The 20513-nt window shown below is 68.4% G+C and carries 19 protein-coding genes and 1 pseudogene; 10 read left to right on the top strand and 10 right to left on the bottom strand.

What is annotated here, in order from left to right; genetic code table 11:
* Positions 1 to 10: 10 nt before the first annotated feature.
* Positions 11 to 2065 carry a thioredoxin domain-containing protein gene (locus LDL48_RS22495; protein WP_225257170.1) on the bottom strand — a complete coding sequence of 685 codons (2055 nt, stop codon included), beginning with the start codon at positions 2063 to 2065 and terminating at the stop codon, positions 11 to 13.
* An 866-nt stretch (positions 2066 to 2931) separates the two neighbouring features.
* On the opposite strand from LDL48_RS22495, the gene LDL48_RS22500 reads away from it, so the two are divergent.
* Positions 2932 to 4170 carry an ATP-binding protein gene (locus LDL48_RS22500; protein WP_225257171.1) on the top strand — a complete coding sequence of 413 codons (1239 nt, stop codon included), beginning with the start codon at positions 2932 to 2934 and terminating at the stop codon, positions 4168 to 4170.
* A 27-nt stretch (positions 4171 to 4197) separates the two neighbouring features.
* On the opposite strand, the gene LDL48_RS22505 is transcribed toward LDL48_RS22500, so the two are convergent.
* The 3 genes from LDL48_RS22505 to mca all read right to left on the bottom strand — a co-directional run bounded on the left by LDL48_RS22505 (position 4198) and on the right by mca (position 8255).
* Positions 4198 to 6747, bottom strand: coding sequence for a putative bifunctional diguanylate cyclase/phosphodiesterase (locus LDL48_RS22505; RefSeq protein WP_225257172.1), 2550 nt, complete (start codon positions 6745 to 6747; stop codon positions 4198 to 4200).
* Positions 6748 to 7007: 260 nt separating this feature from the next.
* On the bottom strand, positions 7008 to 7301 hold the full coding sequence (locus LDL48_RS22510) for a hypothetical protein (protein WP_225257243.1): 294 nt from the start codon (positions 7299 to 7301) through the stop codon (positions 7008 to 7010).
* A gap of 93 nt (positions 7302 to 7394) precedes the next feature.
* Positions 7395 to 8255, bottom strand: a complete 861-nt coding sequence (gene mca / locus LDL48_RS22515; RefSeq protein ID WP_225257244.1) for a mycothiol conjugate amidase Mca — start codon at positions 8253 to 8255, stop codon at positions 7395 to 7397.
* Between the two features lie 155 nt (positions 8256 to 8410).
* Between mca and LDL48_RS22520 the strand changes: the two genes are divergently transcribed.
* Positions 8411 to 8830 carry a DUF4307 domain-containing protein gene (locus tag LDL48_RS22520; RefSeq protein WP_225257173.1) on the top strand — a complete coding sequence of 140 codons (420 nt, stop codon included), beginning with the start codon at positions 8411 to 8413 and terminating at the stop codon, positions 8828 to 8830.
* A gap of 147 nt (positions 8831 to 8977) precedes the next feature.
* On the top strand, positions 8978 to 9472 hold the full coding sequence (greA, locus tag LDL48_RS22525; protein ID WP_225257174.1) for a transcription elongation factor GreA: 495 nt from the start codon (positions 8978 to 8980) through the stop codon (positions 9470 to 9472).
* Positions 9473 to 9514: 42 nt separating this feature from the next.
* Here the strand turns inward: greA and ilvA are convergent, their stop codons facing one another.
* Genes ilvA through LDL48_RS22540 form a run of 3 tightly spaced genes read right to left on the bottom strand, consistent with a single transcriptional unit; the run spans position 9515 to position 13323 of the window.
* The gene (gene ilvA, locus LDL48_RS22530) at positions 9515 to 10741 is read right to left on the bottom strand and encodes a threonine ammonia-lyase (RefSeq protein WP_225257245.1); all 1227 of its coding nucleotides are present in this window, start codon (positions 10739 to 10741) and stop codon (positions 9515 to 9517) included.
* 32 nt (positions 10742 to 10773) lie between these two features.
* On the bottom strand, positions 10774 to 12141 hold the full coding sequence (locus LDL48_RS22535) for an amidase (RefSeq protein ID WP_225257175.1): 1368 nt from the start codon (positions 12139 to 12141) through the stop codon (positions 10774 to 10776).
* A 30-nt stretch (positions 12142 to 12171) separates the two neighbouring features.
* Positions 12172 to 13323, bottom strand: coding sequence for a cystathionine gamma-synthase (locus LDL48_RS22540; protein WP_225257176.1), 1152 nt, complete (start codon positions 13321 to 13323; stop codon positions 12172 to 12174).
* A 24-nt stretch (positions 13324 to 13347) separates the two neighbouring features.
* Between LDL48_RS22540 and LDL48_RS22545 the strand changes: the two genes are divergently transcribed.
* From LDL48_RS22545 to LDL48_RS22565, 5 genes and pseudogenes are all read left to right on the top strand, one after another.
* Positions 13348 to 13785 carry an HIT family protein gene (locus tag LDL48_RS22545; RefSeq protein WP_225257177.1) on the top strand — a complete coding sequence of 146 codons (438 nt, stop codon included), beginning with the start codon at positions 13348 to 13350 and terminating at the stop codon, positions 13783 to 13785.
* A gap of 11 nt (positions 13786 to 13796) precedes the next feature.
* Entirely contained in the window at positions 13797 to 14456 is a 660-nt protein-coding gene (gene msrA, locus LDL48_RS22550) for a peptide-methionine (S)-S-oxide reductase MsrA (protein WP_225257246.1), read from the top strand.
* Positions 14457 to 14504: 48 nt separating this feature from the next.
* The gene (locus tag LDL48_RS22555; protein ID WP_225257178.1) at positions 14505 to 14852 is read left to right on the top strand and encodes a hypothetical protein; all 348 of its coding nucleotides are present in this window, start codon (positions 14505 to 14507) and stop codon (positions 14850 to 14852) included.
* 11 nt (positions 14853 to 14863) lie between these two features.
* Complete coding sequence (locus LDL48_RS22560) at positions 14864 to 15517, top strand: nucleotidyl transferase AbiEii/AbiGii toxin family protein (protein WP_225257179.1); 654 nt, start codon at positions 14864 to 14866, stop codon at positions 15515 to 15517.
* Positions 15518 to 15544: 27 nt separating this feature from the next.
* Positions 15545 to 15637, top strand: a pseudogene (locus tag LDL48_RS22565) (peptide-methionine (S)-S-oxide reductase MsrA); the annotation flags it as partial.
* Positions 15638 to 15793: 156 nt separating this feature from the next.
* Here the strand turns inward: LDL48_RS22565 and LDL48_RS22570 are convergent.
* Entirely contained in the window at positions 15794 to 16057 is a 264-nt protein-coding gene (locus LDL48_RS22570; protein WP_225257247.1) for a winged helix-turn-helix domain-containing protein, read from the bottom strand.
* A 477-nt stretch (positions 16058 to 16534) separates the two neighbouring features.
* Here LDL48_RS22570 and LDL48_RS22575 point away from each other — a divergent pair, with 477 nt between their 5' ends.
* Complete coding sequence (locus tag LDL48_RS22575; RefSeq protein WP_225257180.1) at positions 16535 to 17149, top strand: hypothetical protein; 615 nt, start codon at positions 16535 to 16537, stop codon at positions 17147 to 17149.
* 269 nt (positions 17150 to 17418) lie between these two features.
* Here the strand turns inward: LDL48_RS22575 and LDL48_RS22580 are convergent, their stop codons facing one another.
* Together LDL48_RS22580 and LDL48_RS22585 are read right to left on the bottom strand one after the other, a co-directional pair.
* Positions 17419 to 17994, bottom strand: coding sequence for a hypothetical protein (locus LDL48_RS22580; protein ID WP_225257181.1), 576 nt, complete (start codon positions 17992 to 17994; stop codon positions 17419 to 17421).
* Between the two features lie 258 nt (positions 17995 to 18252).
* Complete coding sequence (locus tag LDL48_RS22585; protein ID WP_225257182.1) at positions 18253 to 18606, bottom strand: hypothetical protein; 354 nt, start codon at positions 18604 to 18606, stop codon at positions 18253 to 18255.
* A gap of 147 nt (positions 18607 to 18753) precedes the next feature.
* Between LDL48_RS22585 and LDL48_RS22590 the strand changes: the two genes are divergently transcribed.
* Positions 18754 to 20127: a PIN domain-containing protein gene (locus LDL48_RS22590; protein WP_225257183.1), complete on the top strand. Its 1374-nt coding sequence runs from the start codon at positions 18754 to 18756 to the stop codon at positions 20125 to 20127.
* Positions 20128 to 20513: the final 386 nt, after the last annotated feature.

Genomic DNA, 20513 nt, shown 5'->3' on the forward strand with positions numbered 1-20513 from the left:
GCCAGCCTAGTCAGCCCTCCGCACCGGCCGTGAGCCGGGCGATGAGGTCTGCGGTGCTGGTCACCGGGCGGTCGCAGACGAACCCCCGGCAGACGTACGCGGTGGAGCGGCCGTCGAGGTACGGCCGCCCGGCGAGCAGCGGTACGCCGGGACGGTCGGGTTCGCCGGCCACCACGACGGTGCCGGGCGGCGCGTGCCGGCGGGCGGCGACGACGAGCGGGTCCCCGTCCGGGTCGGTGGTGGCGACGGCGACCTCGTAGGGCCCGGCGAGCGCGGCCTCGGCGACGGCGGACGAGTACCCGGCGAAGCGGGCGTGCCCGGCGATCAGTGGCGCGACCGTCTCCAGGGCGGCGTCCGCGGCCTCGCGGTACCGGGTCTCCCCGCTGAGCGCGGAGTAGGCGACCAGGGCCGCGCAGATCGCGGACAGCCCGGACGGGGTGGCGTTGTCGGTGGGGTCGGCGGGCCGGGTGACCAGCTTCTCGGCGTCGTCCGCGGTGTCGTAGAACCCGCCCGCGCCGGTGCCGAAGTGGGCCAGCGCGACGTCGAGCAGCACGCCGGCCAGCTCCAGCCAGCGGCCGTCGCCGGTGAGCTGGTGCACGGCGCAGAACGCCTCGGCCACGCAGCCGTAGTCCTCGAGGACACCGGCGGGGTCGCCCACCACGCCGTCCCGGGACACCCGGCGCAGCCGTCCGTCCACCAGGTGCCGTCCGGCCAGCACCTCGGCGAGCGCCACCGCAGCCACCCCCGAGGCGGTGGCCGCCGGAGCAACGGCCCCGGAAGCGGTGGCCGCCCCGGAAGCGGTGGCCCCGGTGAGGAAGGCGTGCTCGACGAGGGCGGTGACCGCGAGGCCGTTCCAGGAGGCCACCACCTTGTCGTCGCGGGCCGGCTGCGGACGTCGGTCGCGGGCGGCCAGCAGCCGGGCCCGGACGTCGTGCCACCGCCGTACCAGCTCCGGCTCCGCGGCGTCGATGTCGCGGCCGAGCACCAGCACGCTGGCGCCATGCTCGAACGATCCCTCCGGCGTCACCCGGAACAGGTCGGCCGCCCACTCGCCGTCCGCGTCGCCCAGGGCCGCGGTCAGCTGCTCCGGCGTCCAGGCGTAGGTCAGGCCCTCGACGCCGTCGGTGTCCGCGTCCAGCGCGGACGCCAGACCGCCGGCCGGGGTGGCGAGGTCGCGCAGCAGGAACGCGGCGGTCTCGTCGGCGATCCGCCGGGCCGGCGGATCGTCGGTCAGCCGGGCCAGCCCGGTGTACGTCCGCAGCAGCAGCGCGTTGTCGTACAGCATCTTCTCGAAGTGCGGCACGGTCCAGGTGGCGTCCACCGCGTACCGGGCGAACCCGCCGGCCAGCTGGTCGTAGATGCCGCCGCGGGCCATCTGCTCGGCGGTGTGCCGGACGATCTCCAGGTCGGACGCGGAGCCGGTGCGCTGGTGGTGCCGCAGCAGGAAGAGCAGGTTCATGTGCGGCGGGAACTTGGGCGCGCCGCCGAACCCGCCGTACCGCTGGTCGTGGTCCTTGGCCAGCTGCTCCGCCGCGCCGTCCAGCAGGCCCGGGGAGATCGGCGCGGTCGGGCCGCCGACCAGCTGAGCGCCGCCGATGGCCTGGACCACCGCGGCGCCCTGCTTCAGCACGTCGTCACGCTGCTCCCGCCACGCCTTGGTGACCGACTCCAGCAGCCGGCTGAACTGCGGTTTCGGGAAGTAGGTGCCGCAGAAGAACGGGTCGCCGCCGGGCGCCGCGAACACGGTCATCGGCCAGCCGCCCTGCCCGGTCATGGCCTGCGTGGCGGTCATGTAGACGGCGTCCACGTCGGGCCGTTCCTCGCGGTCCACCTTGATCGCCACGAAGTTCTCGTTGACCAGCGCGGCCACGCCGTCATCCTCGAACGACTCGTGCGCCATCACGTGACACCAGTGACAGCTCGAATACCCCACGCTGACCAAGAGCGGAACGTCCCGCCGCTTGGCTTCGGCAAAGGCGTCGTTCCCCCATGGCCACCAGTCCACCGGGTTCTCTTTGTGCTGCAGGAGGTAGGGAGAGGTCGCCCGAGCGAGACGATTGGCCATGCCCCACCTTCTCACGGCCACCACGGGAACCTAGCTCATTGCGCCCTTCGTGGACTGGCAGGCGTCGACCGATCTCGATGTAATGGCACCCGCCATGCCAAGCCGGGCCACTGTGCCGGCTCGGACAGCATCCAGCCTCCGGCAATGCGACCGAAACCTCATAGTTCGGTCGACGCGCCTTACCCGATCATCCGTCGCCACCCACTCAGATGGCGGCAACCTCCATGCGGAGAAAGTCGTGATGAATCGATACGTTGCCCACGAGTCGCCGAGCAAGAGCCGAATTTTACGCTGAGTGGAGAACGCAACGACGAGTTGAAGGTTGTCACCACCCTCGGCGCCGATGATGTCGGTAGGACCGCCGCGCTACTAACGGCCCTCAACGACCTGGAGACCAACGCAACCACGAAAGCCCTCGAAGAAGTTCCGGCCGGCTGCCTCAGGCTGTGGACATTGCCGTGAGAAGGCACGTAGCGACCAGCGAAGATCGAGCACATGACCTACGCACTGCGCCAAACAGTACGTCGATCCGGTTGATGTACTTCAGCGCCCTGGACGCACGGGGGATCCTTCTTCGAGGAGGCCGAGAACCAGAACCCGGACGACGAATTGCGCCGAGGGCTCGCCTTTCTGAGAGAGCGGCGATCCTGAGTTGACCTCCGGAGCGGATTTGCTGATGTAGATCCGCCCCGGACCCGTCTGACCCCTCGATCCGTACCCAGTGGCGCGGGGGACGGCCGGGCCTGGTGCCTTCTGTCGTAGATTGCAACTCAGGCGTGTGCTATATAGGAAGCAGCGGGTGTGCTAGATAGGTACCATCGCATGTGCTAGATCGTCACTGGCTGGAGTCTCCGCTGAACGCCTACGTGCCCCGCATCGCCGACACAGAGCTCGCCGAGATCCTGGCGACTCATCCCGCTACGCTCGTCGTCGGTCCACGCGCCTGCGGAAAGACCACCACGACGCGGCGATTGTGCCGTTCTATCCTACGGCTGGACGTCCCTGCTCAGGCCGTGGTCGTTCGCGCCGACCCCGACGCCGCACTCCGTACTCTCGACGAGCCGATCCTCGTCGATGAGTGGCAGCTGGTCCCCGAAGTCCTCGGCGCAGTCAAGCGGGCTGTTGATGACGATCCGCGCCCCGGTCGGTTCATTCTGACTGGTTCTTCCCAGACCGACCTGACCACCGCGGGCTGGCCCGCCACCGGTCGGATCGTCCGGCTGACGATGCACCCGCTCGTAGGTCGAGAGCGGCATGGTGACCCGTCTGCGCCATCACTGATCGACCGGATCCTCGCTGACGGCCCCGACAGCTTCAGCGACCCCTCGGCCGAGTGGGACGTGCACCGATACGTGGCAGAGGCACTCACCAGCGGCTGGCCGGAAGCCCTCCGCGCCACCACCGAGCGGGCGCGCGACCGCTGGCTGACCAGCTATGTCGATCATCTGGTCACCAGAGAGGCCGCAGCGCTCGGCGTCTCCCGAGACCCGGTCTTAATGCGTAGATATCTGCAAGCGATTGCCGCCAACACCGCCGGCGTGCCGAACCACAAACTGCTATACGACGCCGCCGGAATCACGCGACACAGCGCGGTCGGCTACGACGACCTCCTCGACACGCTCATGATCACCCAACGCGTGCCTGCCTGGGCCGGCAATCGCATGGATCGCGCTGTGCGGCTACCAAAGCGGTACCTCACTGACCCAGGTCTGCTCGGTCCGCTGCTCCGCATCGACCAGCGCCGCGTTCTGCGCGATGGCGACCTCCTCGGGCGCGTTCTGGACACCCTCGTCGCCGCTCAGCTACGGGCCGAATGCGCCGCCAGCGTTGTTGGCGCTGATCTGTTCCACTATCGCGATGCGAACGGCCGGCACGAGGTCGACCTGCTTATCGAAGCCAGAGACGGCCAGATGATTGCTGTCGAAGTCAAAGCCACCGCCGCGCCCTCGGCCGCCGACGCTCGGCACCTGGAATGGTTCGCCGACCGCACCGGGTCAACCTTCGCAGCCGGCATCGTCCTGCACACCGGCCCTCGCGCCTTCCAGCTGACCGAACGGATCATCGCCGTACCGATCGCCAGTTTGTGGGCAACGGCGGCGACGTGACCTACGGCCACCGTATCCCCGGTCCGGTCAGGACGCGTCGTCGGCGCGCAACGGGACGATCTTCGCCGGGGCCGCCTCGGCCAGCTGGCGCAGCGCCCCGACGATCTTGTCGGCCGGCAGCGGCTGGCAGAAGTGGTAGCCCTGCGCGGAGGTGCACCCCAGGGCGATCAGCGCGGTCCGCTGCTCGGCGGTCTCCACGCCCTCCGCGACCACCCGGGCACCGAGGCGTTCGCCCAGCTCGACGGCGCCGCGCACGACGGCCGCCGCGGCCGGTGAGTCGATCATCTCGTCCACGAAGGAGCGGTCCACCTTGAGCTCGTCGACCTGTACCCGGGTGACGAACGAGAGCGACGAGTAGCCGGTGCCGAAGTCGTCCACGGACAGCTGGACGCCCATCTCCCGCAGCGTGCCCAGCACCTCGTCGACGATCTCCTGGTCGCTCACCGCCACCGACTCGGTGATCTCCAGGACCAGCTGGGTGGTGGGCAGGCGGTGACGGCGCAGCATGTCGGCGATCTGGGCCGGGAACGTGGCGTCCAGCAGGCTGCGGGCCGAGATGTTGACCGAGACCGGTACGTCGATGCCGGCCGCGAACCAGTCCGCCGCGGCGGCCAGCGACAGGTCCAGCATGTACCGGGTGAACGGGCCGAGCAGCTCACTGTGCTCGACCGCGCGGATGAACGCGGCGGGCGACAGCTGGCCGCGGCGCGGGTGCCGCCACCGGGTCAGCGCCTCCACCCCGGTGGGCGCGTTGGTCTGCAGGTCGACGGCCGGCTGCAGGGCCAGCACGATCTGGTCCCGGGCGGTGAGCGCGTCGTTCAGCTCGGCCAGCATGGCGAGGTGGTCGGTGCTGTCCGCGTCGTGGGCGCTGTCGTACGTGGCCACGCTGACCCGCAGGCGTTTCGCCTGGTCGAGCGCCATCGAGGCGCGCCGGATCAGCTCGGCCATGTCGGCGCGCGCGGCCCGGGTCACCACCACGCCGACCGCCGCCTCGACGGTGAGCCGGATGCCGGCCACCTCCATCGGCGCGGCCAGCCGGTCGACCAGTTCGCGGGCCCGGCGCACGGCCTGGGGCAGCGCGCCCGGTGCCTCCCGCAGCGGCGTGGCGGAGTCGGTCAGGGTGGCGACCGTGGGCAGCAGCAACGCGAACTCGTCGTCGCCGATCCGGGCCACCAGTTCGCCGTCGCGGGCCAGGTCGGTGATCCGCTCGGCGACCCGGACCAGCACCTCGTCGCCGGCCCGGTGCCCGAGCGTGCCGTTGACCTCGCGGAAGTCGTTCAGGTCGAGCAGCAGCAGTCCGACGTGGCAGTCGCCCTCGGCGGCGCGCAGCAGCCGGTCGCCGTCGACGTGCAGCGCGGTCCGGTTGGCGAGCCCGGTGAGCGGGTCCCGGACGCCGTCCCGGGCCACCCGGGCCTCCAGCTGGCTCAGGCGCTGGTGGGCGGCGGCGTCGTGCAGCGCACCGGCCAGCGCGTCCCCGTACGCCGACACGGCCATCTCGTCCCGGGTCACCGGGAGCGTCGGCTCGGACAGCCACACGCTGAGTTCGCCCACCGCCGTCTCGCCGACCGCCATCTGCCGGGTGATCACCGGGCCGGGCAGCCCGGAGGCGGCGACGTCCAGCCCGGGCGCGTCCTCGGCGTAGCTGCGGTGGCCGCCGCCGGCCGTGAGCACCTCGATCTCGACCCGGCGGGCGCCGAACACGTCCAGCGCCCCGCGCAGGCCCGCGGCCACCACGTCGGCCTCCACCGCGCCCGGCAGGCCGGCGGTGGCCCGGGCGAACGCCGCCCAGATCCGGCGTTCCTCCTCGGCCCGCAGGTGGTGCCGATAGGTGCGCTGGAGCAGCCACAGCGCGGGCGGGAAGGCCAGCAGCCAGAGCGGCTCGCGGAGGAAGGCGAACAGCGCGACCAGGCCGATCAGCACGTTTCCCACGAACATCGGCAGCTTGGCGTGCAGCGCGCGGCCGATGATCTGGGCCGGCGGCGCGTCCCGGTGCAGGGCCAGGGTGAGCACGCCCAGGCCGAGGGTGACGGCGAGATAGGTGCAGGCGCCGGCGATCAGGGCGGCCTGGGTGCGGGCGTCGGTGACCGCGGCGCCGCCGGCCACGGCGCCGGCCACCAGGGTGGCGCCGGCCGCGCCCAGGGTGAGCGAGGCGGCCAGGTGGACGACGTCGACCAGGGACCGCTGGTCGCCGAGCCAGGAGATGACCAGCCAGGCGCCCGCGGCGCCGACCAGCGTGGCGAGCGGCACCCAGCCCGGTGGCGCCAGCGCGAAGGCGAGGATGAACGCGGCCTCGCCCCAGGACACGCTGACCGTGCCGCGGCCGATCCGCAGTCGCAGCCGGGCCAGTTGCCCGGCGGCGGCCAGCGCGGCGGCCACGCCCAGGGCGGCCGGCGCGGAGAGCGGGACGCCCGGCGGCGGGGCGCCGGAGCGGAGCAGGCCCACCGCGACCGCGGCGAGCGCGGCGGCGAGGACGATCGCGGCGAGCACCAGCACGGCCCGGGGCCGCCCGGCGACGCCGATCCGGTCGGGCGCACGGGCGGGCCGGACCTGGGTCCCGGCGAGCAGCGGCGTGCTCATGCGCTTGCCTTGGTCGGAAAAGGCACTGGCGTCTGCACGTGCATCTGCAGTGGAGGATGCGGGGGGCGGAAAGTGGTCATCATCAGCGCCCCCTTCCGCACAGGGTCCGGGGACATTGAAGCCCCCGGCGGGAAGGCTAAGCCAATCCGGGAGAAGACAACAGGGGTTGACCGTGGGCCCCTGTCTATGCGCGACCGGTAACGACCGACCGGGCTTATCGATATGACAGGCCCGGCCCGGCCCGACCGGCGCGGACCCGGCTAAGCGCGCTCGTCGCCCCGGTCGCCGGGCGCCGGCTGATCGCCGCCTGCCACGTCGCTGACCTGGGAGTCCGCGCCGTCGCCCGATTTTGATGATCGACTCGGCTCGATGACCGCCGCGCCCGCGCCGGCGGCCGGCTGCTCGATCGCGGCGTCGAGGCGCGCGATCTCCTCGTTGCGGCGGGCGGCATCGACGTCGACAAAACTGTCGGGAAGCCGACGCAAGCGCTTGTTCATGTTGCGGATCAACAGGACAGTTGCTATTGACATCAGCACAATGATGAATAGCCCCATCGGGCCGGCCAGGCCGCCCGAGCGGGTGTCGCCGAAGTTGTTGACCGCCTCGAAGTCCACGCCCTCAGCCTACGCGCCTGCGACGGCGCCCGGTCAGCGCGTCTCGACGGACTCGCGGATGCCGGCGAACAGATCCGACTCGGGCACCGGGCTGTCGACGAACGACCGGACCAGCTCGAAGTCCTCCGTGGGCCAGACCTTCTGCTGCAGCTCCAGCGGGACGTGGAACCAGAAGCCGTCCGGGTCCACCTGGGTGGCGTGCGCCCGCAGCGCGTCGTCGCGCACGCCGAAGTACTCCCCGCACTCGACCCGGGTGGTGATCCGGTCACCGCGGTCCTCACGGTCGTTCCACTTCTCCAGCCACTCGCCGTACGGCGACTCCAGGCCGGCGGCCAGCATGCCCTCGTGCAGCGCCAGCATGCGGGCCCGGGTCCAGCCGGAGTTGTAGTACAGCTTCCGCGGCTGCCACGGCTCGCCCAGCTCGGGGAGCCGCTCCGCGTCGCCGGCCGCGTCGAACGCCGCCATCGTCACCTTGTGGCACATGATGTGGTCGGGGTGCGGATAGCCGCCGTTCTCGTCATACGTCGTGACCACGTGCGGCCGGAACTCGCGGATCAGCCGGATCAGCGGGACCGCCGCCTCGGCCGGGTCCATCAGGCCGAAGCAGCCCTCCGGCAGCGGCGGCAGCGGGTCGCCCTCGGGCAGGCCGGAGTCGACGAAGCCGAGCCAGGCCTGGTCCACGCCGAGAATCTCGCGTGCGGCGTCCATCTCGGCCCGCCGGATGTTGGCGATGTCGGCCAGCACCTCCGGACGGTCCATCTTCGGGTTGAGCACGCTGCCGCGTTCCCCACCGGTGCACGTCACGACCAGGACCGAGACACCCTCGTCCACGTAACGCGCCATGGTCGCGGCGCCCTTGCTCGACTCGTCGTCCGGGTGCGCGTGCACGGCCATCAGACGCAACTGCTCAGCCACTGGTGAACTCCCTCGACCTGGCCATGGAGAGATGTGCCGGTGCCGGCTGCGAGACGGGCCGGTGCCGACTGGAAGAATGGACCCTGCCATTCTGGCCGATCACACCGACAACAAGCGCACGAGAGGCCGCCCAGGTGAGCGAGACGCGCGCCACAACCCCGGTGTTCCCGCCGGGCCGGTACGGGCGCCGCCGGGACGGCCGGCGCCGATGGCTGCTGCCGGTGATCTTCGCGGTCCTGGTGCTGGCGCTGTCGGTGCTCGCCGCCGTGCGCCTCTACCGGCAGTACGGCGATCCCGACTACGACGCCAAGATCGTCGGCTGGTCGGACGTCACGCCGGCGCGGATGACCATCGAGTTCACGGTCCGGGTGCCGGCCGGCGGCTCGGCGGTCTGCGTGCTGCGGGCCCGGACGTACGACGGCGCCGAGGTGGGCCGGCGCGAGGTCACGGTCCGGCCGACCGGGTCCGCGACGCTGGTCCGGGCGGCGGAGAGCGTGCCCACGACCGCCCTGGCGGCGGTCGGCGACGTGGTCCGGTGCCGCCCGCCGGGGTGATCTGCGGCGCGCCCCGGAAAAAGGGTGCAAGATCCTGCAATCCCGACTCCGCGCATACCGCTGGTAAGCTTTGTGATTCGCTCCGTTCGCTTCAGCATCACCATCAGCTTGTTCCGTCAGCTCGTACCGTCAGCAAGGAGATCGACCGTGTCCAGTTCAGAGGCGTCGAAGACCTGGCTCTCCCAGGACGCTTACGACCGGTTGCAGGCCGAGCTCGACCAGGCGATCGCGAACCGTCCGGTCATCGCCGCGGAGATCAACGCCCGCCGCGAGGAGGGCGACCTCCGGGAGAACGGCGGCTACCACGCCGCGCGTGAGGAGCAGGGCAAGGCCGAAGGCCGGATCCTCTACCTGAAGGAACTCCTGCGCACCGCCGAGGTGGGCGAGGCGCCGGACCACGACAAGGTCGCGCCCGGCACCGTCGTCACCATCTACTTCGACGACGACCAGAGCGACACCGAGACCTTCCTGCTCGGCAACCGCGAGATCGCGGCGACCACCGACCTCACCGTGTACAGCCCGGAGTCGGCGCTCGGCAAGGCGATCCTCGGCGCGTCCGAGGGCCAGACCGTCACGTACACCGCGCCCAGCGGCGCGGACATCAAGGTCACCGTGGTGAAGTTCGCGCCCTACGGCTCCTGACGCCGGACACCGGCCCGCCGCCCGGTGCGGCGGGCCGTGCCGTCAGGGCCGGTCGCCGGAGAGCACGGTGACCTGGTAACCGCCGTCGCGCAGGGCACCCAGCAGCGCCGCCGAGTGGTCCGGCCCACGGGTCTCCACCGACAACGCCACCTCCACCTCGCCGAAGCTGAGCCGCGGGTTCTGCCGGGAGTGGGCCACGTCCACGATGTTGGCGCGCTGCTCGGCGATCCGGGCGAGCAGCCGGGCCAGTTCGCCGGGCTGGTCGGCGCAGCGCACCGACAGGCGCAGGAACCGCCCGGCCGAGGCCAGGCCGTGCTCGATCACCCGGAGCAGCAGCATCGGGTCGATGTTCCCGCCGGACAGGATGGCCACCACCGGGCCCGGCAGGTCCAGTTTCCGGGTGAGCAGCGCCGCCACCGCGGCGCCGCCGGCCGGCTCGACCACCATCTTGTGCCGTTCCAGCAGCATCAGCAGCGCGGCCGACAGATCTTCGTCGGTGACCGTGACGAACTCGTCGACCAGCTTGCTGACGTGCGCGAAGTTGAGGTCGCCGGGACGCAGCACGGCGATGCCGTCGGCGATGGTGGCGGACACGTCCAGCTTCAGCGGCGCGCCGGCGGCCAGCGACGGTGGGTACGATGCCGCGCCGCTCGCCTGCACCCCGATGACCCGTACCTGGGGGCGCAGCGCCTTGGCGGCCACCGCGACGCCGGAGATCAGCCCGCCCCCGCCGACCGCCGTGATGATCGTCCCGACGTCCGGGCACTGGTCCAGGATCTCCAGCCCGACCGTGCCCTGGCCGGCGATCACGTCCGGATGGTCGAACGGGTGGATCAGCACCGCCCCGGTCTCGTCCGCGAACCGCCGGGCCGCCACGAGCGCGTCGTCCACGCTGTTCCCGGCGTACTCGATCGCGGCGCCGTACCCCTTGGTCGCGGTCACCTTGGGCAGCGGCGCGCCCTCCGGCATGAACACCGTGGCGCGCGTGCCGAGCAGGCCCGCGGCCAGCGCCACGCCCTGGGCGTGGTTGCCGGCGCTGGCCGCGACCACGCCGCGGGCCCGCTCGGCGCCGGACAGGCGGGAGATCCGGGTGTACGCCCCGCGCACCTTGTACGACCCGGCCCGCTGCAGGTGCTCGCACTTCAACCAGGTCGGCACGCCGGTCCGCTGACTCAACGGGGCGGACGCCTCCAGCGGCGTGGTCCGCACGATTCCGGTCAGCAACTGCCGCGCGGCCTCGATGTCGGCCAGCGAGAGCAGATCCAGCACCCGAGAGGTCATAAGATCATCTTGCCACCGGGTCAGACCAGTGCCAGGCGCTGCCAGGGGTTGGCCAGCTCGAACTGGGCGGCCACCGCCAGCAGCAGCAGCTCGGAGTCGGGCGGCCCGACGAACTGCACGCCCAGCGGCAGGCCATCGGGGCGCACCCCGACCGGCACCACGATCGCCGGGAGCCCGGCGAAGTTCCACGGCGCCGCGTACGGTGCGTACCGCACGTTGACCCGCATGTTCGACCGCCAGCTGCCGCCCGCGTGCCCGTCGGCCGGCGGCGGCGTGGACGCCAGCGCCGGGGTGAGTAGCAGGTCGAGCCCCCGGTCGGCGAAGAACCGGAGCGCGGTCGCCCGCCAGCCGTCCCGCTTCGACTGCGCCGCGTAACCGCGCCGGTACGCCCACCGGCCCAGCCGCACGTGCTGCCGGGTGCGCGGCTGCAACCGCCGCAGGTCCAGCCCGGCCGCGTCGACCTCCCGGTACGCCGCCGCGAACCAGGTGCCCAACCCGGCCACGCCCAGCCCCGGCGAGTACGGCGGTTCCGCGGTGACCGTGTCGTGCCCCGCGTTGACCAGCAGCTTCCCGGCCGTGGCGACGGCGGACCGGTTCGGTTCGTCCGGGCGTACCCCGGCCACCGGCGACCGCAGCGACACCCCGACCCGCAGCCTGCCCGGCTCGGTCAGCTTCTGCGGCCGGCGCCCGGCCAGCACGTTGAAGCCGAGCACCGCGTCGGCCACCGTGGTGGTCAGCACGCCGTGCTCGACCATCCCGAACCAGTCGTCCACACCCAGGTCCCGCGGGATCACCCCGGAACCCGGCTTGAGCCCGACCAGCCCGCAGCAGGCGGCCGGGATGCGGATCGAGCCGAAGCCGTCGTTCGCGTGCGCGATCGGCACCAGCCCGGCCGCGACGGCCGCGCCGGCACCGCCGGACGACCCGCCGGGGGTACGGTCCAGCGCCCACGGATTGCGGGTGGCGCCGTCCGGGGAATCGGTCACGCCCCACAGCCCGAACTCCGGCATCCGGGTCGTCCCGACCACCACCGCCCCGGCGCCGCGGAGCCGGCGTACCACCTCGTGGTCCTCCTCGGCGACGGCCGTGCGGGCCGCCGCCGAGCCGTGCCAGGTCGGCAGGCCGGCCACCGGGGTGTTCTCCTTCACCGCGACCGGCACCCCGGCCAGCGGCAGGTTCGCCAGGTCGTCCTGCTCGTCGACCTTCTCCGCCTCGGTCATCGCCTCGCCGCCGCGCACCACCCGGAACGCGTTCAGCTCCGGGTCGCTGATCGCGATCTGTTCCAGGTGGTCCGCCACCACCTGGGTGGCCGACGTGTCACCGCGGCGCACCGCGCGCGCGATCTGCCTCGCGGTGGCGCCCACCAATGTGGTCGGTACGTATTCCATCGCGTTCCCGTCATCGCTCCAGTGCGGACGTCAGCCGAGCGCCTGGGCCAGATCCGCGAGCAGATCGTCAAGCGTCTCGATGCCGACAGACAGTCGCACGAGATCGGCGGGCACTTCAAGCGCCGAGCCCGCGGCACTCAGGTGTGTCATTTGACCGGGGTGCTCGATCAGCGATTCCACGCCGCCGAGCGACTCCGCCAGCACGAACAGTTTCGTCTTGTTGCAGATGGCCACGGCCTGCTCGGGACCGCCCGCGGCGCGGAACGAGATCATCCCGCCGTACCGCTTCATCTGCTTGGCCGCGGTCTCGTGCCCCGGGTGCGACTCCAGGCCCGGATACAGCACCTCGGACACCGCCCGGTGCGACCCCAGGTAGGCGGCGATCCGCTCGGCGTTGTCGCAGTGCCGGTCCATCCGTACCCCGAGCGTCTTGATCCCGCGCAGCGTCAGCCAGGCGTCGAACGGGCCGTTGACCCCGCCCATCGCGTTCTGGTGGAAGGCCAGTTCGTCGCCGAGGCCGTCGGTGGCCGTGACCAGCGCACCTCCCACCACGTCGGAGTGACCGCCGAGGTACTTGGTGGTGGAATGGATCACGACGTCCGCGCCCAGGGTCAACGGCTGCTGGAGGTACGGCGACGCGAACGTGTTGTCCACCGCCAGCATCGCGTCATACTCGTGCGCCAACTGCGCCAGCGCGGCGATGTCACACACGTTGAGCAGCGGGTTCGTCGGCGTCTCGGCCCAGATCATCCGGGTGTGGCCGGGCCGGAACGCGGCCCGTACCGCGTCCAGGTCGTCCAGCGGCACGGCGGTCCAGGCCAGACCCCAGTTCTCCGCGACCTTGGCGAACAGCCGGTAGGTGCCGCCGTACGCGTCACCCGGGATCACCACGTGGTCACCCGGCCGGCACACCGTGCGCAGCAGCGTGTCCTCGGCGGCCAGCCCGCTGGCGAAGGCCAGGCCACGGCGGCCACCCTCGATCGCGGCCAGGCACTCCTGCAGCGCGTCCCGGGTCGGGTTGCCGGACCGGCTGTACTCGTACCCGAGCCGCGGCGAACCCACCGCGTCCTGGGCGTACGTGCTGGTCTGATAGATCGGCGGCACCACCGCTCCGGTCCGCGGATCCGGATCCTGTCCGGCGTGGATGGCGAGGGTGTCGAAGCCGTACGGGTCAGCGCTCATGCCGGCCAAGGCTAGTCTCCGACCATGGCCGACTGCTTGTTCTGCGGGATCGTGGCGGGAACCGTGCCCGCCTTCCAGGTCGTGGACAGCCCGGACGGCATCGGCTTCCTCGACATCCGGCCGGTGTTCAAGGGCCACGTGCTGGTGGTGCCGCGCCCGCACGTACCCCAGCTCACCGATCTTGACGCGAAGCTGCTGCCCGGGTTCTTCGCGCTGGTGCAGCGCGTCGCCGCCGCCGTGCCCGCCGCGCTGGGCGCCCAGGGATCCTTCGTGGCGATGAACAACGTCGTGTCCCAGTCGGTGCCGCACCTGCACGCACACGTGGTACCCAGGACGAAAGGAGACGGACTTCGCGGATTCTTCTGGCCGCGCACGAAGTACGCCTCTGACGACGAAGCTGTCTCGTACGCCGAGCGGATCGGTAAGGATTTGGCCGGCCCCGGCGTTACACCTGGCGGATGAAGGGAGTGACCGTGTTCCTGCGGCACAAGAAGATCGAACTGCCCACCCCCGACCAGGCCCTGCCCGGCCGCCCGCTGGCGATGCCGGTGGCCGACAAGCACGTCGTGCTGGGCACCCCGCTGCAGGGGCCCTGGCCCGAGGGACACCAGGTGGCGGTGTTCGGCATGGGCTGTTTCTGGGGCGCCGAGCGCATCTTCTGGCAGATCCCCGGCGTCTACTCGACGTCCGTGGGCTACGCCGGCGGCGTCACGCCCAACCCGACGTACGAGGAGACCTGCTCCGGCGCCACCGGGCACGCCGAGGTGGTACAGGTGGTCTACGACCCGGCGAAGGTAGGTTACGAGTCGCTGCTGAAGGCGTTCTGGGAGAACCACGACCCCACCCAGGGCATGCGCCAGGGCAACGACGTGGGCAGCCAGTACCGGTCCGCGATCTACACCACCACGGACGAGCAGGCGAAGGTCGCGCTGGCCTCGGTGGAGGCGTTCCAGCCGGTGGTGACGGCGGCCGGGCACGGCACGATCACCACGGAGATCGCGCCGCTGCAGACGTACTACTACGCCGAGGACTACCACCAGCAGTACCTATCCAGTGACAAAAACCCCAACGGGTACTGCAACCATGGTCCGAACGGGATGACCTGCCCGATCGGCGTGGCGGAAGTCAACTGATCTGGCTACGAGGCGGGCACCCGATGCGGGTGCCCGCCTCGTGCGACGATGGCAGACAAGGAGGTGACTTTCATGCGCCGATATGCCAAGCCGGTCGTTGTCGCGGACGACCTTGCGCTGTTGGATGGGCCGCGCTCCGGCATCGTCACCCTGCCTCGCCATCTCGACTGGTCCGGCTCGGCCGATTACGACCTCGACAGCCCCGGACGGATGGTCGACCTCTACCGCACGGTCTTGATCGAGGCCACCAAACCAGCCGACCTGCACGCCTTCCTGAACCGGGCGATCCTCACCCAGCTCTGGCCTACGCTCTGGCTGCCGCCCGAGTTGCGCCGGGCCTGGGAGGAGCGCTTTCCTGACCTTCCGCTGACCGGGTCCAGGACCGCCGCCGCGTAGGGTTCTGCGGCATGGATCCACTCCACCGGCGGCTCGCGGAGATCGCCCTTCGCGCTGCGGGCAGCGACTACGGGCTGGCGTTGGCCGGCGGCTATGCGGTTCGCGCCCACGGCATGGGTGATCGCCCAAGTGGCGACGTGGATCTGTTCACCGACTGGCAGCGGCGGGCCGACTTCCCGGCCGTCGCTGACCTCGTCATCAAGGCACTGGCTGACAACGGCTTCCAGGTCGACGTCGACGCCCGGGCCGACACCTTCGCCCGCCTTCTCGTCACGCCGAACGACGAGCCAGGCATCGAGCCGCAGAAGGTGGAGCTGGCCGCTGACTGGCGCGCCCACTCACCCGTGACATTGAGCATCGGCCCGGTCCTGCATCCGGACGATGCGGTCGGCAACAAGGTCGCCGCCCTCTACGGACGGGCGCTCGCCCGAGACTTCCTTGACATCGACGCGGTGTTGGCGAGCGGGCGTTACTCCGGCGAACAGCTTCTTGAGCTTGCGGAGACCGCCGATCCCGGATTCGATCGCACGATGTTCGCCGCCGCCCTGGGAGCGTTGAGCCAGATCAGCGATGCCGCGTTCGCTCCCTACGGCGCGGACGCCTCAACCATCCAGCGCCTGCGTCAACGCTTCGCCGACTGGCGCAACGCGCTGAACCAGCAGTGACCCCTCAGCAGTCATTCGCTTAGCTGCCACCAGCAGTACCTCTCAAGTGACAAAAACCCCAACGGGTACTGCAACCACGGCCCGAACGGGATGACCTGCCCGATCGGTGTCGCCAAGACCGCACAGGCGTCGCATTTGAGATGCCCTCGCCCAGGTGAGGGCATCTCGATGGGCCGTACATGCGCCAGGACCGTGCGGATCGGTCACGGGCTGGCGCGCTGGCCGATGCCGGCGCTTGCGCCGCCAGCAGGCCAGGCGCGTCCAGCTCCCTGTCGCTTACCGGCCTGGTTCGTCGCGGACGAAGACACCAACGCCGGGCAGTGTCTCGGTGATCTCCTTGATGCGGAGGATCTGCATGGCGCGATCGATGACAGGCTCGGTGACGTCGTAGTGAGCGGTGAGTTCGCGGCGGCTGGGCAGGCGCGAGCCAGGCAGGAACTCGCCAGCTCTGATGCGCTGCAGGATGTCGTCGGCGATCTCTTCGTATCGGTAACGCGGTGGCACAGTGATCTCCTCGGTTGGCACTTCCGAGTAGACCACCAACAACTAGCCATTGACTACCCAACGCTAGCTGTGAGAGGTTGTCATGAGTCTCCTCGGTTGGCGCTTGGGAGACGCTGATAGCGAGGTCGGGCGAGGTTGACCCGGCCCGTGGTCGAGGCGAAGGCCCGGAGCAACCATGATGCTCCGGGCCTTCGTCTGCCTACTCTGCCAAAGATGTACGCGCCTCGGCCCGCGACCTCGGCCCGCCTTCTCGGCGGTCCACCCAGCGCGCCCGAGGCCACCAGTTGTCGCCAGGCCACGGGAAGTTGGCGTACTCAGTTTGGAAAGGTGCCCTAACCGTTTGTCCGCGATGCCGGCGTGACCTGCCTGACCTTCGCGGAAGTGCCGAACGGCGAAGCCGACCCTTGTCCTTTGCGGACCGCTTTCATCTCTGCCGACCGATCGATCGGGCACGCAACGGGAACGCAGGCTCATGAAGAGAGGTCAACTTGACACTGCCTCCACCATTATCTTGTGCAGCAGACGCCACTTTGGGTGCCCCTCGTCGTTGGCAGCCTCGGACTCCTGGGAACGCTTCTCGCCGGACTTGGCGGCGTTCTCATCACGCAGCGCGCCACGCTTGAGCGCGAGGCTGCCGCCTGGCAACGTCAACAAAGCATTCGATGGGACGATCGTAGGCTGGATGCCTATGTGAGTTACGCCGCCGCCGTCAAGCGCAACGCGACAGCTGTGGCTCAGCAGTTGGCCAGGAAGGGTGTCACCAAGACAATCGTGGCGGCGAATTTGAACGCGGGATTGGAGGAACTCGCTATTGCGGAGGCCGATCGTTCTGTGGCGTTCGAGAGTGTCCTTATCCTCGGCGACACCGCAACGATCGAGGCCGGCAGCCTCCTCAACCGCGAGGTTTGGCGTATGCAGGCTCAGGCTCGTGGCGAGTTGCATGTCGATCCAATCATCTGGAAAGACACTTTCCACGCTTATCGACAAACTCGTCTCAACTTCTATAACGCTGCTCGCGCCAGCATGGGCGTAGCAGCAGCGGCCATGCCAGCTTCATCTCCGTGGCTCGAGGCGGCGATCCGGGACTCCGTCACGCCTGACGACGGACCTTCATCGACGACGCCTTGACCCCCAGGCAAACAAGAAGGGCCGCCGACCTGGGCTGACAGCGCGGCTAAGCCGCTCAAACTGTCCGTGGACGTCCGTAGCCGTTTACCCGCATTGCTGGTGTTCGTCACCCAATTGGTCACTCACCCCACTGCACCAGCCTGCGCGTAGCCGTGAATGCGAGCGTTGGCAACTCCGTTGGCTACTTCACTTTCGGGTCTCGACGCGGCCATGTTGCTTAAGTCGGAGGCAGTGGTGCGGGTAACCTCTGGACTTGCTGCGGACGGTAACTACTCAGTGTCGATCTGCCGCATAGCGGCCCGCAAGGTTGTGTCCATGCTGATCTTTTGTGTCATCGTATCGAAGGCCGCTTGGCTGATGTGGATCCAGCGCTCGCGCTCCCAGTCCTCTCCAAACAGATCATTGGTCTTGCCGAGTGGCGCGTGCTCGATAGCAAAGCGTAGGTTATCGACAGCCTTGGCGAAACGATCCCAAGCATCATCGAAGGGCTCCGAGAAGAGCAACCGGAAGCGGATACCAAGGTCATCTGTTTCACGTGCGAGATCTATCGCGCGATCCGTGACGTTATTCCATTCGTAACTTTCGTCATTTTCGGCTCGGTTAGTTATGATAATGAGTAAGCTGCTCCATTTTGTTAAATGTTTACCGACTTCAAATAGGAGCTCCACCCGGTTCGGACGCAACCGTTGGACTTTCTCACGCTGGTCCTCGCGTTCCTTCGTGGTCCGATCGTGCTCAAACTTGACCGCCTCGCGCTTATCTGTGCGGCGCTGGGCGATCCAAACACCGACGAGCGCGAGCACGGCTCCTATGACAGTCCCGATCAGTGGTAGGTAATCCTTCACCACCACAGCTTAGGAGGACAGGTATGGAAGCGGGATGACGTCGAGGCCTGGGTTCGTATACACCGGCCCGAGGTCCATAAGGACTGACCGCTTCCGTGTCAAGGAACGATCATGGTGCGTTCACCTGTGGTGTGGTGCCGCCTGAGCTGCGCGAACAGTCTGTCTGAGTCCGTACTTGTCCAGCGCCGTGGGTCCCGGTTGTCACTCGGTTAGTCACTCGGCGCTTGGTCTTGGCTCTGGCCGCCTTCGTCCGAGCCATCATCTACAAGGCCACACATGAAGGTGATATCGCCGGACCGGATCATCTCGGCGATCGCCTCCATCATCGCCGGCACGCCGGGGCTGGGAACGATGACCTGATCCGAGCACCAGAAGAGTTCGGCCACCGCCCGTCTTCTCAGACTGGGCATCCTTACGGAGAAGCGCGTTGATCGCCTCCGTGGTGAAGAAGGTCGCGTACCGGTAGGTGCCATCAGGCAAGTAGATGTGCGCGTCGACGTTGTCCACCGTGTCCGGCGTGTCCTCGCCGCCCAGCATGAACTGGACCACCACACCGTCCAGCTCCTCAACATGACCATACTTGGTGCTTGAAGCTCGGTCGGTGATTGTCACTCACTTGGGTTATCCCTACCGTCGCCGCGCGGGGCGGACAGCGGACCACGAAGTTACGGGCCAAAACCCACGAGCACACCTAGCTGGCCACCTCACCGAAACGGCGACTCTCGACTACACGGATACCGATGGCATAAGGTCCCTCGTGTGGGAAACTTCAGCGACGGCTTCGAAGAGTACCTTCCGCCGAGTCAGCAGGAGGTTGAAGACCTCTTGAAAAGGGCGCTGATCGTCTTGGATACAAACGTACTTCTTGATCTCTATCGTTTCGCCAAGACGGCGCGTACGGAACTATTTGATGCTTTCGGGAAACTCGGTGATAGGCTATGGATTCCACATCAAGTCGCACTGGAGTTTCACCGAAACCGCGCCGCCGTTGTCACTAGTCACGACGATGCATATCGCAGCGTATTAAAAGAAATTACTGAACTGGATGCCGCCTTCCAGAAAGGTTTAGCACAAGAGATTCGCCGCCTAGCAAACCGGGCAGCACTGGACGATGCTCAACGCGACTCCTTGCTGAAGCATGTTCAGGAGGCTACGAACAAGCTGAAGGAAGAGGTCACTGAGTTGCGCGCCTCGCACGGCGTTTCTGAAACCTTCCTGCATGACGATGCGGTATTGCACCAGCTCGGGGAGCTGTTAGACGGCAAAGTGGGGGATGCGTTAACCGACGAGGAAGGTCAGCTAGCGCGCGAAGAAGGACTTAGACGGGTGGAGGCAAACGAACCGCCCGGATTCAAAGATTCGGTCAAGGACGACCCCTCGGGTGATTACATGCTCTGGGTTCAAGGATTGGCTGAAGCCAAGAGCAGGAACTCTTCCCTTCTTTTCGTGACCCGCGATTCTAAGAGTGACTGGTTTGAGAAAGTCAATGGCAAGACAGTAGCCGCGTTACCAGATTTGGTACGCGAAGCTCAGAAACGTTTCGGCGTTCGTTTCGTTGCAATGTCAACCAAGAGCTTCTTGGTTCATTCTCGACGGGTTCTCGGCACGAGCGTCAGTGACGCGACGCTTCGCCAAGCAGAATCATTACGTTCTCCAAGGTCAACAGAACTTCAATTCACAAAGAGCGTCCTCGGCGCCCTTAGTGTAATCCTCCCGGCGGGGAATGATCTTGAAACGCACAGGATCTCAAACGGCTTCGAGTTTGACGCTGCCATAAGTCGATCGGGAACTCACGATCGCGATCTATCCAACAGCGTAGTGGTTGAGACGGTAGCGCGACCTCGCAGGGAGAAGATCAAGAAAGACCTGCAGAAGCTAGCGTCTTCTAACGCGGGCCGCGCCATCTACATTGTGAAGCAAGGACCGTTCGACAGGCAAGTTACCCGAGACTTTGAAGCGTTTGCCGGGAATGAAGATGCCAACAATGTTTATCTTTTAATTCTGGATCTAGAAGAGGATTTTTTGCCTTCACTGGCTAATATCGTCGACAAGGCATTGGATTCATTGGAGCGCGACACTGTTGACGGTAAGTCAACCGTCAAGGAAAACTTGACAGACGAACCGAGTTGGTGACGGGGTGGCGGCGCGCGCCGCGATGCGGGCAGGCCGGTGGCCTGCCCGCTTGATTGCCTGACCGCCAGGGCCCGCAGATGCTCCGAGGTCCAGGGCGGCCGCTTGCGGCCGTCGCTTGCGACGCGAAGCGCCCTTGACTTCGGAGGGGCGGCCCGGACACACTGCGCGCCGGCATCCGACGGCAGTGACTCGCGCTGCGGCCTGCCGTGGGCAGCTCGTCCGCGTCGTGCAGGCCGTGCCGATCGGCTGGCGGCCAACCCTCACAAACTTACTTAGTTACTACTCTCGTTGCGGCCCGACCTGCTCTGCACGCCAGCCGACGGGCGTTGGCTTGGCCGCCGCCGCCCGCCTTGCAGGCGGCGGCCATGACGCCCTGGTCGGCGGCG

It is taken from the genome of Jidongwangia harbinensis, from assembly GCF_020216025.1.
GTDB lineage: Bacteria > Actinomycetota > Actinomycetes > Mycobacteriales > Micromonosporaceae > Actinoplanes > Actinoplanes harbinensis.

Excerpts from the sequence above, each read along its gene's own strand:
- LDL48_RS22535 (WP_225257175.1), bottom strand. The coding sequence starts at position 12,141 with ATGGAATACGTACCGACCACATTGGTGGGCGCCACCGCGAGGCAGATC.
- LDL48_RS22540 (WP_225257176.1), bottom strand. The coding sequence starts at position 13,323 with ATGAGCGCTGACCCGTACGGCTTCGACACCCTCGCCATCCACGCCGGA.
- LDL48_RS22495 (WP_225257170.1), bottom strand. The coding sequence starts at position 2,065 with ATGGCCAATCGTCTCGCTCGGGCGACCTCTCCCTACCTCCTGCAGCAC.
- LDL48_RS22560 (WP_225257179.1), top strand. The coding sequence starts at position 14,864 with ATGGATCCACTCCACCGGCGGCTCGCGGAGATCGCCCTTCGCGCTGCG.
- LDL48_RS22555 (WP_225257178.1), top strand. The coding sequence starts at position 14,505 with ATGGCAGACAAGGAGGTGACTTTCATGCGCCGATATGCCAAGCCGGTC.
- LDL48_RS22510 (WP_225257243.1), bottom strand. The coding sequence starts at position 7,301 with ATGGGGCTATTCATCATTGTGCTGATGTCAATAGCAACTGTCCTGTTG.
- LDL48_RS22505 (WP_225257172.1), bottom strand. The coding sequence starts at position 6,747 with ATGAGCACGCCGCTGCTCGCCGGGACCCAGGTCCGGCCCGCCCGTGCG.
- mca (WP_225257244.1), bottom strand. The coding sequence starts at position 8,255 with ATGGCCGTGCACGCGCACCCGGACGACGAGTCGAGCAAGGGCGCCGCG.
- LDL48_RS22545 (WP_225257177.1), top strand. The coding sequence starts at position 13,348 with ATGGCCGACTGCTTGTTCTGCGGGATCGTGGCGGGAACCGTGCCCGCC.